This is a genomic window from Achromobacter sp. Root83, from assembly GCF_001428845.1.
Taxonomy (GTDB): Bacteria; Pseudomonadota; Gammaproteobacteria; order Burkholderiales; family Burkholderiaceae_B; genus Achromobacter.
Genome location: NZ_LMIU01000009.1, coordinates 172,197 through 185,475 on the forward strand (window position 1 = coordinate 172,197; position 13,279 = coordinate 185,475).

14 protein-coding genes are annotated in these 13,279 nt (G+C 65.3%); 10 read left to right on the forward strand and 4 right to left on the reverse strand.

Going from position 1 to position 13,279, the window contains the following annotated elements; translation table 11 throughout:
• The first annotated feature begins 44 nt into the window (after nucleotides 1–44).
• From fabZ to ASE30_RS11765, 6 genes are all read left to right on the forward strand, one after another.
• A complete protein-coding gene (fabZ, locus tag ASE30_RS11740) occupies nucleotides 45–500 on the forward strand; it encodes a 3-hydroxyacyl-ACP dehydratase FabZ (RefSeq protein ID WP_008167730.1) in 456 nt (151 codons plus the stop codon).
• Nucleotides 500–1,294 carry an acyl-ACP--UDP-N-acetylglucosamine O-acyltransferase gene (gene lpxA, locus ASE30_RS11745; RefSeq protein WP_057284480.1) on the forward strand — a complete coding sequence of 265 codons (795 nt, stop codon included), beginning with the start codon at nucleotides 500–502 and terminating at the stop codon, nucleotides 1,292–1,294. Before fabZ ends, lpxA begins: the two co-directional genes overlap by 1 nt.
• Nucleotides 1,291–2,487 carry a lipid-A-disaccharide synthase gene (gene lpxB, locus ASE30_RS11750; RefSeq protein WP_057284481.1) on the forward strand — a complete coding sequence of 399 codons (1,197 nt, stop codon included), beginning with the start codon at nucleotides 1,291–1,293 and terminating at the stop codon, nucleotides 2,485–2,487. The genes lpxA and lpxB overlap by 4 nt, the downstream gene beginning before the upstream one ends.
• Entirely contained in the window at nucleotides 2,474–3,082 is a 609-nt protein-coding gene (gene rnhB, locus ASE30_RS11755) for a ribonuclease HII (protein WP_057284482.1), read from the forward strand. Before lpxB ends, rnhB begins: the two co-directional genes overlap by 14 nt.
• On the forward strand, nucleotides 3,079–3,867 hold the full coding sequence (locus ASE30_RS11760; RefSeq protein WP_057284483.1) for an RNA methyltransferase: 789 nt from the start codon (nucleotides 3,079–3,081) through the stop codon (nucleotides 3,865–3,867). Before rnhB ends, ASE30_RS11760 begins: the two co-directional genes overlap by 4 nt.
• Before the next feature lie 151 nt (nucleotides 3,868–4,018).
• On the forward strand, nucleotides 4,019–4,495 hold the full coding sequence (locus tag ASE30_RS11765) for a DUF2846 domain-containing protein (RefSeq protein ID WP_057284484.1): 477 nt from the start codon (nucleotides 4,019–4,021) through the stop codon (nucleotides 4,493–4,495).
• Between the two features lie 51 nt (nucleotides 4,496–4,546).
• Here the strand turns inward: ASE30_RS11765 and ASE30_RS11770 are convergent, their stop codons facing one another.
• The gene (locus ASE30_RS11770) at nucleotides 4,547–5,374 is read right to left on the reverse strand and encodes a pyruvate, water dikinase regulatory protein (protein WP_057284485.1); all 828 of its coding nucleotides are present in this window, start codon (nucleotides 5,372–5,374) and stop codon (nucleotides 4,547–4,549) included.
• Nucleotides 5,375–5,555: 181 nt separating this feature from the next.
• On the opposite strand from ASE30_RS11770, the gene ppsA reads away from it, so the two are divergent.
• Nucleotides 5,556–7,922, forward strand: a complete 2,367-nt coding sequence (gene ppsA, locus ASE30_RS11775; RefSeq protein ID WP_057284486.1) for a phosphoenolpyruvate synthase — start codon at nucleotides 5,556–5,558, stop codon at nucleotides 7,920–7,922.
• Nucleotides 7,923–8,069: 147 nt separating this feature from the next.
• On the opposite strand, the gene ASE30_RS11780 is transcribed toward ppsA, so the two are convergent.
• Nucleotides 8,070–8,918, reverse strand: coding sequence for a bifunctional transcriptional activator/DNA repair enzyme AdaA (locus ASE30_RS11780; protein ID WP_057284487.1), 849 nt, complete (start codon nucleotides 8,916–8,918; stop codon nucleotides 8,070–8,072).
• Between the two features lie 130 nt (nucleotides 8,919–9,048).
• Nucleotides 9,049–9,789 carry a glutamine amidotransferase gene (locus tag ASE30_RS11785; protein WP_057284525.1) on the reverse strand — a complete coding sequence of 247 codons (741 nt, stop codon included), beginning with the start codon at nucleotides 9,787–9,789 and terminating at the stop codon, nucleotides 9,049–9,051.
• A gap of 167 nt (nucleotides 9,790–9,956) precedes the next feature.
• On the opposite strand from ASE30_RS11785, the gene ASE30_RS11790 reads away from it, so the two are divergent.
• The 3 genes from ASE30_RS11790 (at nucleotide 9,957) to ASE30_RS11800 (ending at nucleotide 12,628) form a co-directional block, all read left to right on the forward strand.
• The gene (locus tag ASE30_RS11790) at nucleotides 9,957–10,391 is read left to right on the forward strand and encodes an NfeD family protein (RefSeq protein ID WP_057284488.1); all 435 of its coding nucleotides are present in this window, start codon (nucleotides 9,957–9,959) and stop codon (nucleotides 10,389–10,391) included.
• 96 nt (nucleotides 10,392–10,487) lie between these two features.
• Complete coding sequence (locus ASE30_RS11795; RefSeq protein ID WP_057284489.1) at nucleotides 10,488–11,414, forward strand: SPFH domain-containing protein; 927 nt, start codon at nucleotides 10,488–10,490, stop codon at nucleotides 11,412–11,414.
• A gap of 26 nt (nucleotides 11,415–11,440) precedes the next feature.
• On the forward strand, nucleotides 11,441–12,628 hold the full coding sequence (locus ASE30_RS11800; protein ID WP_057284490.1) for a diguanylate cyclase: 1,188 nt from the start codon (nucleotides 11,441–11,443) through the stop codon (nucleotides 12,626–12,628).
• A gap of 1 nt (nucleotide 12,629) precedes the next feature.
• Here the strand turns inward: ASE30_RS11800 and smpB are convergent, their stop codons facing one another.
• A complete protein-coding gene (smpB, locus tag ASE30_RS11805) occupies nucleotides 12,630–13,136 on the reverse strand; it encodes an SsrA-binding protein SmpB (RefSeq protein WP_255366958.1) in 507 nt (168 codons plus the stop codon).
• Between the last annotated feature and the right edge of the window lie 143 nt (nucleotides 13,137–13,279).

Genomic DNA, 13,279 nt, shown 5'->3' on the forward strand with positions numbered 1-13,279 from the left:
TCCGCGCCGCCAGATTATTTCATTTCGCAGGAAATCACAGAAAAATGGAACTCGACATCAAGGGGATCATGGAGAGGCTGCCGCATCGCTACCCGATGCTGCTGATCGATCGTGTTGTTGAAATGGTGCCCGGCAAGTCCATTGTCGCCATCAAGAACGTCTCGATCAACGAGCCGTTCTTCAACGGTCACTTTCCTCACCATCCGGTGATGCCGGGCGTGCTCATCGTCGAAGCCATGGCCCAGGCCTCGGCGTTGTTTTCGTTCACGGACGAAAACGGCGGACTGAAGTGCGAAGGTTCGAAGACGGCCTACTATCTGGTTGGCATCGATGGCGCGCGCTTCCGCCGCCCCGTGGTGCCGGGCGACCAGCTTCGCATCGAAGTCGAGGCGGAACGCCTGAGCCGCAGCATCTGCAAGTATCAAGCGCGCGCGACGGTCGACGGTCAGGAAGTGGCTTCGGCCAAACTGATGTGCGCGATTCGCAGCCTGGAAGAGTAATGGCCGGAAATATCCATCCCACCGCTGTCGTCGATCCGGCGGCAAAAATCGACCCGACCGCGGTCATCGGCCCGTTCGCAGTGGTGGGACCCGATGTGACCATCGGCGCCGGGACCGAGATCGGGCCCTATTGCATGGTCGATGGCGTGACCACGATCGGGCGGGACAACCGTTTCTACCGGTATTGTTCCATCGGCGGCATGCCGCAGGACAAGAAATACGCGGGCGAACCCACGCGCCTGACGATTGGCGACCGCAACACGGTCCGCGAATTCGTCACGCTCAACACGGGCACGACGCAGGATGGCGGCGTCACCACGCTGGGCGACGACAACTGGATCATGGCGTACGTCCACGTGGCGCACGACTGCCATATCGGCAGCAATACGATCCTGGCCAACTCGGTGCAACTGGGCGGGCATGTGCATGTGGGCGATTGGGCCATCATCGGCGGCCTGACCGGCGTGCACCAGTTCTCGCGCGTGGGCGCGCACACCATGACGGGCGGCAACAGCTCGCTCATGCAGGATACGCCGCCATTCGTGCTGGCCGCCGGCAACCCCTGCCGTCCGGTCGGCGTCAACGTTGAAGGCCTGAAGCGCCGCGGGTTTTCGCCCGTTGCCGTTTCGGCGCTGCGCGAAGCCTACAAGATCATCTATCGCCGCGGATTGCCGCTGGACGCCGCCCGCGCCGAACTGCGCGAGCGCCAGCAGGCCATTCCCGAAGCCGCCGAGCATCTGCAGACGCTGCTCGATTTCCTGGACGTCGCCTCCCGCGGCATCATCCGTCCATGAGCACGCGGATCGGCATGGTGGCCGGCGAGCCTTCGGGCGATCTGCTGGCCGGCCGCATCATTGCCGGTCTGCAAGCGCGCGACGCCGCTGTCCGCTGCGAGGGTATCGGCGGACCGCAGATGCAGGCCCGGGAATTCGAGGCCTGGCATCCGATGCATGCGCTGACGGTGTTTGGCTATGTCGATGCGCTCAAACGCCTGCCCAGCCTGCTTGGCACCTACCGGGACGTCAAGCAACGCTGGCTGGCCGAGCCGCCCGCTGTCTTTGTCGGCATCGACGCGCCTGACTTCAACCTGCGGCTGGAACATCAACTGCGCCAGGCCGGCACGCCCACGGTGCACTTCGTCGGCCCGTCGATCTGGGCATGGCGCTACGAGCGCATCCACAAGATCCGGGAATCGGTGTCGCACATGCTGGTGCTCTTCCCATTCGAGGAAGAAATCTATCGCAAGGAAGGCGTCCCGGTGACCTATGTGGGCCACCCGCTGGCGGGCGCGGTGCCCATGCAGCCCGATCGCGCCGCCGCGCGCGAACGCCTGGGTATCGACCAGAATGCACGCGTGCTGGCGATCCTGCCCGGCAGCCGCTCATCCGAGATCCGGCTGCTCGCGCCGCGCTTCCTGCAGGCCGCGCAAAAGCTACAGAAGAAGGACCCGGCGCTGCAGTGCGTGGTGCCCATGGTCAACGACCAGCGGCGCGCCGAATTCCTGGACATCCTGGCCCAGAATCCGGTGCCCGGCCTGCGCTGCATCACCGCGCAGGACCTGCACGGCGAAGGCGGCGACCGCAAGGCGCCGGTGGCCTGGTCCGTCATGGAGGCCGCCAATGCGGTGCTGGTGGCCAGCGGGACCGCCACGCTGGAGACCGCGCTGTTCAAGCGGCCCATGGTGATTTCATATGTGCTGTCGCCCTGGATGCGCCGTATCATGTCCTGGAAGTCGGGGCAGCAGCGGCCGTATCTGCCCTGGGTGGGTTTGCCGAACGTGCTGTTGCGGGATTTCGTGGTGCCGGAACTGCTGCAGGACGACGCCACGCCCGACAAGCTGGCCGACGCGACCTGGCTGGCCCTGACCGACGAGGCGCTGATCGCGCGGGTCGAGTCGCGGTTCACCGCCATGCATCAGGATTTGCTGCGCGATACGCCCGCGCTGGCCGCGCAGGCCATTCTGGAGGTAGCCGGTGGAGCAGCCTGAACTGTTCGCGGCCCCCGAGCAGCCCGCAATGCTGACCGCCGGCGTCGACGAGGCCGGCCGCGGCCCGCTGGCGGGCGAAGTTTACGCGGCGGCTGTCATCCTGGATCCGGCCCGCCCCATTGACGGGCTTGCCGATTCCAAGGTGTTGACCGCGGTGCGCCGCGAGGTCCTGGCCCTGGAGATCAAGGAACGGGCGCTGGCCTGGTGCATTGCCAGCGCCACCGTCGCGGAAATCGACAGCCTCAATATTCTGCGCGCCACCCTGTTGGCGATGCAGCGCGCGGTGCAGGGCCTGGCTACCGTGCCGCAGCTTGCGCTGGTGGATGGCAACCAGGCGCCCAAGTTGCGCTGCACAGTCCAGACCGTGATCAAGGGCGATGCCCTGGTGCCTGCCATCTCGGCGGCCTCCATCCTGGCCAAGACAGCCCGGGACGCGGATCTGCTGCGTCTGCACGCCTTGTATCCGCAGTATGCGTTCGACCAGCACAAGGGCTACGGCACGGCGTTGCATCTGCAGCGGCTGCGCGAGCACGGCCCCTGCGCGGAGCATCGGCGCAGTTTCGCTCCCATCAAGGCCTTCGGCCTGGCGCCATGAAGCACATCAGTTCCCGCGAGAATCCCGCGGTCAAGGCGCTGGCCCGGCTGGCGGGCACGGCAGGCAAGCGCGGCGCGCCTGTGCTGCTGGACGGTGTGCATCTGTGCCAGGCATGGCTGCAGCATCATGGTGAGCCGGATCAGGCCATTTTCGATATCGAACGCCTTTCACAGCCCGATATTGCCGCGCTGGCGGCCTCCGTCTCGGACGGGGCCTGCCTGGCGCTGGACGCCAGGTTGATGCATTCCCTGGCTGCCGTCGAAAGCGGGCAGGGCGTGGCGTTCCTGGTCACGCCGCCGGTTCCGGCGCTGCCGGACGACGTGGACGAGAATTGCGTGCTGTTCGACCGCATTCAGGATCCCGGCAACGTCGGCACGCTGTTGCGCACCTGCGCGGCGGCCGGCGTGAAGCGGGTGTTCCTGGCGACGGGGACGGCTGCGGCGTGGTCTCCCAAGGTATTGCGCAGCGGCCAGGGCGCGCATTTCGCGCTGGCGATCCATGAGCACGTCGATCTTCCCGCCTTGCTGCCCAGGCTGCGGGTGCCGCTGGTGGCCACCGCGCTGGACGGCGCGCGGAACCTGTATGCCAGCCGCCTGCCCGAACGGTGCGCCTGGATTTTCGGCCACGAAGGGCAGGGCGTGGATGCCGCGCTGTTGGCCGCCGCTTCCCTCAAGGTCTGCATTCCGCACGACATGGCTGCCGTGGAATCGCTCAACGTCGGCGCCGCCGCCGCGATATGCCTGTTCGAGCAGCGCCGTCAGGCCTTGCATGGCGGCACGCGCTGATCCCACATCGGCGCCGTACGCCTTTCTTCACCGCTTTTCTCCCTGCTTTTCTCCCCTTTGAAGGGACTGTCCCCCCCTTATACTGCCGCCTTTGCGTAAGGCGTCTTGCCGCACACGGCCGGGCCGCGCGGTTTTCAATAAGGGGCGAAGCATGAAAAGCTGGGTCAAACTGAGTGTTGCCGTGCTGGGCGCGGTGTTACTGGCCGGCTGCGGCGGGCCTCGATATAAGGATGTGGCGGGCTCGATTCCCTTCATGGTGCCGGATACGGGGCGCATCTATTTCTACCAGCCGCCGGCGCCGATCGGCGCGGTGTCCAGCCAGCCGTACCTGCGGGTGAACGGCGTGAAGGTCGGGCGGTCCAAGCCCGGCAGCTTCTTCTACGTGAACCGTCCGGCCGGCAAGTACGAGGTGGATACGCTGCGCGATGACGAATCCCTGTCGCTGACGCTGGCGCCGGGGCAGACGAGATATGTGCGGTTGAGCATCGAGGGCGTGAGCGGCAACTCGTCGAGCGTGGGGCACCAGTCCATGCGGCTCGAAGAATCCGAGGAGGTCGCGCAGCAGGAAATGGGCCCCTTGAGGTACTGGGGCGCGGGATCGCGCGAGCGCGTGAAACTCCGCCGCTGAGCGGGAAAGGACAAGGAAACAAGGGCGCGCCACGGTGCGCCCTTGTTGTTTTCAGCCCCGGTCCAGGCCCACTTCCTGCAGCACCGTCGTGGCGATCTCTTCGATCGATTTGGTGGTGCTGGACAGCCAGGAGATGCCTTCGCGGCGCATCATGCGTTCGGCCTCGGCGACTTCGTAGCGGCACTGCTCAAGCTGCGAGTAGCGGCTGTTGGGGCGGCGCTCGTTGCGCACCTCGGCCAGGCGTTCGGGCTGGATTGACAGGCCAAACAGCTTGCCGCGATGCGGGGCGATGGTGGAAGGCAGGGTGCCGCGCTCGAAATCGTCGGGGGTGAGCGGGAAATTGGCGGCCTTGATCGCATACTGCATGGCCAGGTACAGGCTGGTCGGGGTCTTGCCGCAGCGGGAAACGCCCACCAGGATCACGTCGGCCTGGTCTAGCTGGTTCACGAACTGGCCGTCGTCATGCGCCAGGCTGAAGTTGATGGCGTCTATCCGGTTCCGGTACTTTTCGGAATTCGCCTGCATGTGCGAACGGCCGATGGAGTGGCTGGACTTCAGGCCCAGCGCCTGCTCGATATGGCTGACGAAGGTGCCGAACAGGTCCAGGAAAATTCCGTTCGCCTGGCGAACACGAGATAGGATTTCCGGATTGACGAGGGTGCTGAAAACGATGGGCGGGACGCCCGCATCCAGGGCGCTGCGGTCGATACGCATGGCGACCTCTGCGGCCTTCTCCAGGGTGTCGACAAACGGCAGCCGGACGGGCTTGAAATCGACCTCCTCGAACTGCGAAAGCACCGACTGGCTGAAGGTTTCCGCGGTGATGCCGGTACTGTCGGAAACGATGTATACCGTGCGTACGATAGGGGTAGATGTCATGTGTAAAAAATTCCAACCAGGCAGATGGCCGGACGTACTCCACCGAGTACAATCAGGCCCCTATAAGTCACCCCAAGGGCGGTCCAAGGCCAGTTTGGTCAGCGTCTGAAAGAGCAAGAAAAACAAGGCTCTTCATGCATTGACCAAACTCGCTTTCATTCCATTGTAAAAGGTGACTTCAATGTCGTATGTTGTTTTGTTCGAGCAGCTCCGCATGACGGATGTGGACTCGGTAGGAGGCAAGAACGCATCACTAGGCGAAATGATCAGCCAGCTGTCTGGCGCGGGAGTCCGCGTGCCGGGCGGCTTTGCCACGACCGCTGACGCCTTTCGCGATTTCCTGAAGGCCTCGGGCCTGGACAAGCGCATCGCTGAACGCCTGACCACGCTGAACCCCGAAGACGTACGCGAGCTGGCCACCGCCGGCGCGCAGATCCGCCAATGGATCGTCGATGCGCCGTTTTCGAAGGAATTCGAAGCCCAGATCCGTGAAGCTTTCGCCAAGCTCGACGCCGACGGCAAGGGTTCGTTCGCCGTGCGCTCGTCCGCCACGGCCGAAGACCTGCCCGACGCCTCGTTCGCCGGCCAGCAGGAAACCTTCCTGAACGTGGTTGGCATCGACGACGTGCTGGACAAGATCCGCCACGTATTCGCGTCGCTGTACAACGACCGCGCCATTTCCTATCGCGTGCACAAGGGCTACGCCCACGCCGACGTCGCCTTGTCGGCCGGCATCCAGCGCATGGTGCGTTCCGACAAGGGCAGCGCCGGCGTGATGTTCACCATCGACACCGAATCGGGCTTCCAGGACGTGGTGTTCATCACCTCGTCCTACGGCCTGGGTGAAACCGTGGTGCAGGGCGCCGTCAACCCCGACGAGTTCTACGTCTTCAAGCCCACGCTGGCCCAAGGCCACTTCCCGATCGTTGGCCGCCGCATCGGCTCCAAGCTGATCAAGATGGAATTCGACCCCGAGCGTCCCGAAGGCCGCGCCGTGCGCACGGTGGACGTGCCGGTGTCCGAACGCAACCGCTATTCGCTGACCGACGACGAGGTCAATGAACTGGCCCGATACGCCGTCATCATCGAAAAGCACTACCAGCGTCCCATGGACATCGAGTGGGGCCGCGACGGCGTCGACGGCAAGATCTACATCCTGCAGGCACGCCCGGAAACGGTGAAGTCGCAGCAGGGCGTCAACGACGTGCAGCAGCGCTACCGCCTGAAGGCGACCGGCCAGGTCCTGATCACCGGCCGCGCGATCGGCCAGAAGATCGGTGCGGGCCCCGTGCGCGTGGTCGGCGACATCTCGGACATGGACAAGGTCCAGCCCGGCGACGTGCTGGTCACGGATATGACCGATCCCAACTGGGAACCCGTCATGAAGCGCGCTGCCGCCATCGTGACGAACCGCGGTGGCCGCACCTGCCACGCGGCGATCATTGCGCGCGAACTGGGCATTCCGGCCGTGGTGGGTTGCGGCAACGCCACCGACCTGCTGAAGGAAGGCCAGGCGGTGACCGTGTCTTGCGCCGAAGGCGACGAAGGCCGCATCTATGACGGCCTGATCGAAACCGAAGTGGAAGAAGTGCGCCGTGGCGACATGCCCGCCATCGATCTGAAAATCATGATGAACGTGGGCAATCCGCAACTGGCATTCGACTTCGCCCAGATCCCCAACGGGGGCGTGGGTCTGGCGCGTCTGGAATTCATCATCAACAACAATATCGGCATCCACCCGAAGGCGGTCCTGGACTACCCGAATGTGGACGGCGAGCTGAAGAAGGCCGTGGAATCGGCGGCGCGCGGCCATGCCAGCCCGCGTGCGTTCTTCGTCGAGAAAATGGCCGAAGGCATGGCGACGATCGCCGCCGCCTTCTATCCCAAGCCCGTGATCGTGCGCATGTCGGACTTCAAGTCCAACGAATACCGCAAGCTGGTCGGTGGTTCGCGCTACGAGCCCGAGGAAGAGAACCCCATGCTGGGCTTCCGCGGCGCGTCGCGCTACATCGCCGAAGACTTCGCCGAGTGCTTCCGCATGGAATGCGAAGCGCTGAAGAAGGTGCGCGATGAAATGGGCCTGACCAACGTCGAGATCATGGTGCCTTTCGTGCGCACCCTGGGCCAGGCCGAGAAGGTCGTGAACCTGCTGGCCAAGCACGGCCTGGCGCGCGGCGAAAACGGCCTGAAGCTGATCATGATGTGCGAAGTGCCGTCCAACGCCATCCTGGCCGACGAGTTCCTGCAGTACTTCGACGGCTTCTCGATCGGTTCCAACGACATGACCCAGCTTACGCTGGGCCTGGACCGCGATTCCGGCATGGAACTGCTGGCCGCCGACTTCGACGAACGCGACGAGGCCGTGAAGTTCATGCTGCGCCGCGCGATCAAGGCTTGCCTGGCCGCCAACAAGTACGTGGGCATCTGCGGCCAGGGCCCCAGCGACCACCCCGATTTCGCGCAATGGTTGAAGGACGAGGGCATCCTGTCGATGTCCCTGAACCCGGACACCGTTGTCGATACCTGGCAGCGTCTGGCCAAGAACTGACAGTCGGGCTGACAGAAAAACCCCGCGCCTGCGAAGGCGCGGGGTTTTTTTTGTCCCGCCGCCTTCCGGTGAAGGCGCCAGCTCCCGCAGTGGCAGGGCGATGCGGGAGGGGAGCGTGCCGCTCCCGGCGGAATCAGGGCGAGGGCGTCACGCCGCCTGCGCTTCCCGGGCGATGAGCTCGCGCTTGCGGTCGATGCCCCAGCGGTATCCGGCCAGCGAGCCGTCGGTGCGCACCACGCGGTGGCAGGGAATGGCCAGGGCGATGTTGTTGGTGGCGCAGGCGCGGGCGACGGCGCGCACGGCCCTGGGCGACCCGATGCGCTCGGCCACTTCGGCATAGGTGGCGGTGGCGCCCAGGGGAATCTCGCACAGCGCTTCCCAGACTTTGCGCTGGAAGGCCGTTCCGCGCACGTCCAGCGGCAGGTCCAAGCCACGGGAAGGATCTTCCACGAAGCCGACCACGGCGGCCACCCAGCTTTCGAAGCCGGGATCGGCGCCGATCAGGCGGGCGGCCTTGAAGCGGTCCTGGAGGTTCTTGACGAGCTGGTCCGGATCTTCGTCCAGGGCGATCTCGCAGATGCCGGTCTCGCTGGCGGCCACCAGCAATGCGCCGAGGGAACATTGGGCCACCGCGAAGCGGATGTCCACGCCTTCGCCGTTCTTGCGAAAGGCGGTGGGCGTCATGCCCAGGATGGCGGGCGCCGCTTCGTAGAAGCGTCCGCTGGAGTTGAAACCGGCGTCGTACATGGCGTCGGTGACGCTGGCGCTTTGCTTGAGCTGTAGCCGCGCCCGGCTGGCGCGCAGGGCGTTGGCGTAGGCCTTTGGGGTGATGCCCGTGGCGGCCTTGAAGACCCGGTGGAAATGAAAGCGGCTCATGCCGGCCTGTTCGGCCAGCGTGGCCAGGTCGGGCGGCTGTTCGGCTTCGAGCGCGCGGCAGGCGCGTTCGATGGCGGCTGCGTGCTGATTGCTCACGGGGGCGGCGGCGGCGGGATTCATAGAGGACTCCTGACTTGCGCGTGATGGGATACGCTTGGCCATATCGTCTCAGTGTTTCGCTGGTGCCGCACTCCGCTTGTTGCGCCGCGTCCGGCACCGGGCGCGCAACCGCGGGGCGTCGGGTTGGGTGTCAGGCGCCCGGGGCGTAGGCCTCTAGAAAGCGGCGCAGCAGACCGCCCGCCACCGGCGTGGCGCGCACGTTCGCAGCCAGGCCGGGCATATCGAGGTTTTCGGCGGCATAGCGGCGGCCAAAGCGTTCCAGGTGGGCGCGGATGAAGTCCGGCCCGAATTCCGGATGGAATTGGGTGGAGAACACATTGCGGCCGATCCGGATCATCTGGTGTTCGTCCAGGTCCGAGCGCGCCAGCACCGCCGCGCCGGGCGGCGGCTGCAGCACCGTCTGCGCGTGCAGCATCTGGGCGGGGAAGGTGGGTGGCACGCCGGCCAGCATCTTGTCGCCGGCGGCGGCCGGCAGCAATTCGACGGTCTGGGTGCCCACTTCGCGTCCGGCCGGGTTGTAGCCGACCGTACCGCCCAGCGCGTGCGCCAGCAACTGGTGGCCATAGCAAACGCCGAACATGGGCAGCTCGGCGGCGGCGGCTTCGCGCAGCCAGGCGGCGGTGTTTTCGCTCCACGGCTCCTTGTCGGAGACCATCGCGGGCGAACCGGTGATCAAGGCGGCGCGGTACCGGGCGGGCGCCTGCGGGCGCTGGCCTTCATGGACGGACACGATTTCGACGTCATCCGTGGGCAGCCCGGCCGCTTGCACGAGTTGTTCGGCATAACCGCCGAACTGGCTTTTGAGCATGTCGTCCGGATCGCCGGTGTGCAGGATCAGGACGGGAAGAGCAGAAGAAGTTGCGGCGGTCATGGGGGCGTGTGCGTTGAAGAGACGGCGCGGCGGTCCAGCGGATCGCGTGCGCCAAGGCACATCATAATGCAGCGCCATTGTTCATGATGCGATTGGCTTTACCCGTTCCGTCCCGGAAATACGTACAATCCGCTCAAAGACTCATCCTTACAGGCGATCTGAACACTATGTGGATATGGCTGGGATTGGCCGCGCTGGCCCTCATCGGGGAACTGACGACGGGAACCTTCTATTTGCTGCTGGTCGCCCTGGGATTGGCCGCGGGCGGCATCGCCGCCTGGTTCAGCGCGGGCCTGCAATGGGAACTGGTGGCCTGCGGCGTGGTATTGCTGCTGGGGCTGCTGGTGCTGCGCAAGACCCGCGTCCTGAAAAAGCGCGAGGTCAATTCGGCCCGCAACGCCGACGTCATCCTGGACATCGGCCAGACCGTCCCGGTCGAGGCCTGGTCCGAAAGCGGCACGGCGCGCGTCTGGTACCGGGGCGCCCATTGGCAGGCCGAGCTGGCGGCGGGGCATCCGCCCCAGGCCGGCGAACACATCATTACCGAAGTGCGCGGCTCGATCCTGGTGCTGGCCCCCAAGGGCCCGTCCGGCTCGGCATAGCAGAACCGGCTCGCGCCCAGGCGCGGGCAGCCGTTGGCGTCCTGGCCGGCACGGCAGATACCGCCAGCGCATTCATCCGAAAAGAGGCTTTACATCATGATCGATACTTCCACTATCGTCCTGCTCGTCATCGTTGCGCTGGCGATCCTGATCGTCATCAGGGCGATCGCCATCGTCCCCCAGCAGCATGCCTGGGTGGTCGAGCGGCTGGGCAAGTTCGACCGCGTCCTGTCGCCCGGCGCCGGGTTCGTCATTCCTTTCATCGAGCGCATCTCGTATAAGCACTCGCTCAAGGAAATTCCGCTGGACGTGCCCAGCCAGGTCTGCATCACGCGCGACAACACGCAATTGCAGGTGGACGGCGTGCTGTACTTCCAGGTCACGGACCCGATGCGCGCCTCTTACGGTTCGTCGAACTACATCTCCGCGATCACCCAGCTTGCCCAGACCACCCTGCGTTCGGTCATCGGCAAGATGGAACTGGACCGCACCTTCGAAGAGCGCGACTCCATCAACAGCAACATCGTCTCGTCGCTGGACGAGGCGGCGCTGAACTGGGGCGTGAAGGTGCTGCGCTACGAGATCAAGGACTTGACCCCGCCGAACGAAATCCTGCGTTCGATGCAGGCGCAGATCACGGCTGAACGCGAGAAGCGCGCGCTGATCGCCGCGTCCGAAGGCCGCCGCCAGGAACAGATCAACATCGCCACCGGCGAACGCGAAGCCGCGATCGCCCGTTCCGAAGGCGAGAAGCAGGCGCAGATCAACCAGGCGCAGGGCGAGGCCGCCGCGGTGCTGGCGATCGCCGAAGCCACTGCCAAGGCCATCACGCAGGTGGCCGACGCGGTTCGCCAGCCGGGCGGCATGGAAGCGGTGAACCTGAAAGTGGCGGAGCGCTACGTCGAGGCGTTCGGCAACGTGGCCAAGGAAGGCAACACGCTGATCCTGCCGGCCAACCTGGCCGACGTGGGCGGCATGATCGCCTCCGCCATGACCATTGTGAAGTCCACGCGCAACACCTGATACCGCGCCCCACGGCGCCCCAGCCCATGATCGCTCCCGTTAATTTGCTTCTGATAGCAGCGCTGGCGGGGGTGCTTTCCCTGTGCGTTCTGGGATCCCTGGCGCGCAGCGGGATGGCGGGGATACGCGAAGCCATACGCGCCAACTTGCTCACGCTGTTGGCGTTTTCCGCTTTTGCGCTGCAGAACACGCATGCGCCGCTGTGGCTGTCGGTGCTGGTGCCGAACGCGGCCATCGCCCTGGCGCTGTGCGCGTACTACTCGGGTGTGCGCCGGCTGCTGGGCCTGGCCGTGCCGCGCCATCTGATGGTGCTGGGCTGTCTGGTGGCGCTGTCGGCGCTGGTGATCTACACCTATCTGGATTGGCGGGTCGGGCCGCGCATCGTGGCGATGTCGCTGCTGCAGATGGGCTTCATGCTGAGCGTGGCCGTCACGGTCCAGCGCAACATGCCCGCGCACCGGTCGCGCTACAGCTACCGGTTCGTGTGGATAGTGGCGATGCTGTCGGCCGTCGTGTGCGCGGTCCGCGCGGGCGTGTACATGATGGACCTGGCCGTCACCCAGGCCTTCCTGGAACCCACGGCGTGGAATGTCACCTTCCTGACGCTGGGCGTGCTGGTCATGCCATGCCTGACGCTCGGCACCATCATGATCATCCATGACCGCATGCTGGCCGACCGGGAACAGGAAGCCAACACCGACTTCCTGACGGGCCTGATGTCGCGCAAGGCGTGGTGGATGCAGGCCGAGAAGTATTGCGCCCAGGCGCTGCGCATGCGGCGTCCGCTGACGCTATTGCTGCTGGACATCGACCATTTCAAGCGCATCAACGATACGCACGGCCATGCGGCCGGCGATGCGGTGCTGCGCCACTTCGGCCTGCTGGCCACGGCGATCCTGCGCACGGGCGACCATGTGGGGCGGGTGGGGGGCGAGGAGTTCGGCGTGCTGTTCGCCGACATGCGCAGCGATGCGGTGCTGGAAGTGGCGGACCGGCTGCTGGATTCGGTGCGGCGCACGCCTTGCGCGCACGGCGGCAGCACGATCTCTTATACGTTCAGCGCTGGGGTGGAGGACTGGGTGCCCGGCGAGAATCTGCAGGTGTTCTTCGAGCGGGCCGACCGCAAGCTGTACGCGGCCAAGTCGGCCGGGCGCAACCGCGTGATGGGCCCTGGCCAGGAAGCCGAGCGCCCGCTGTTGCCCGTGGCCGCGTGAATCAATCGTCCTTGTCCTTGCGGGGCGCGCGGGTGTCGTGCTTCATGATGCGTTCTTTTTCGCGCGCCCAGTCCTTTTCGCGGGCGGTGTCGCGCTTGTCGAACAGCTTCTTGCCGCGGCCCAGCGCGAAGTCGAGCTTGATGCGCCCGTTCTTGTAGTGCAGGTTGAGCGGCACCAGCGTGTAGCCGCGCTGCTCGACCTTGCCGATGAGCTTGCTGATTTCCTCGGCCTTGAGCAGCAGCTTGCGCGTGCGCATGGCGTCGGGGTGGATATGGGTGGAGGCCGTGGGCAGGGGGCTGACATGCATGCCCAACAGGTACAGTTCGCCATCGCGCACGATGACGTAACTTTCCTTGAGCTGCACGCGGCCATCGCGGATCGCCTTGACTTCCCAGCCTTGCAGGACAAGGCCAGCCTCGTAGCGGTCTTCGATGAAATAGTCGTGCGTGGCCTTGCGATTGTCGATAATGCTCATAAAGCCTTTTTGCTTGGGCGTCCTGGCAGGGATCCGGGGCGGAGTTCTTCTAGGGGGCTTCCCCGGGGGCTTCCCGGCTTCTTCCCGGCTTCTTCCGGGTTTCTTCCGGGTTTCTTCCGGGTTTCTTTTCCCAGACTTGGCTTCGAATCCGATGCTTTTGCCTGCGGTTAGGTGCA

Bases quoted from the DNA above. Each gene is read 5' to 3' on its own strand.
- lpxA (WP_057284480.1), top strand. From the start codon at position 500: ATGGCCGGAAATATCCATCCCACCGCTGTCGTCGATCCGGCGGCAAAA.
- fabZ (WP_008167730.1), top strand. From the start codon at position 45: ATGGAACTCGACATCAAGGGGATCATGGAGAGGCTGCCGCATCGCTAC.
- ASE30_RS11760 (WP_057284483.1), top strand. From the start codon at position 3,079: ATGAAGCACATCAGTTCCCGCGAGAATCCCGCGGTCAAGGCGCTGGCC.
- ASE30_RS11800 (WP_057284490.1), top strand. From the start codon at position 11,441: ATGATCGCTCCCGTTAATTTGCTTCTGATAGCAGCGCTGGCGGGGGTG.
- ASE30_RS11770 (WP_057284485.1), bottom strand. From the start codon at position 5,374: ATGACATCTACCCCTATCGTACGCACGGTATACATCGTTTCCGACAGT.
- ASE30_RS11765 (WP_057284484.1), top strand. From the start codon at position 4,019: ATGAAAAGCTGGGTCAAACTGAGTGTTGCCGTGCTGGGCGCGGTGTTA.
- ASE30_RS11795 (WP_057284489.1), top strand. From the start codon at position 10,488: ATGATCGATACTTCCACTATCGTCCTGCTCGTCATCGTTGCGCTGGCG.
- lpxB (WP_057284481.1), top strand. From the start codon at position 1,291: ATGAGCACGCGGATCGGCATGGTGGCCGGCGAGCCTTCGGGCGATCTG.
- ppsA (WP_057284486.1), top strand. From the start codon at position 5,556: ATGTCGTATGTTGTTTTGTTCGAGCAGCTCCGCATGACGGATGTGGAC.
- ASE30_RS11780 (WP_057284487.1), bottom strand. From the start codon at position 8,918: ATGAATCCCGCCGCCGCCGCCCCCGTGAGCAATCAGCACGCAGCCGCC.
- ASE30_RS11785 (WP_057284525.1), bottom strand. From the start codon at position 9,789: ATGACCGCCGCAACTTCTTCTGCTCTTCCCGTCCTGATCCTGCACACC.
- ASE30_RS11790 (WP_057284488.1), top strand. From the start codon at position 9,957: ATGTGGATATGGCTGGGATTGGCCGCGCTGGCCCTCATCGGGGAACTG.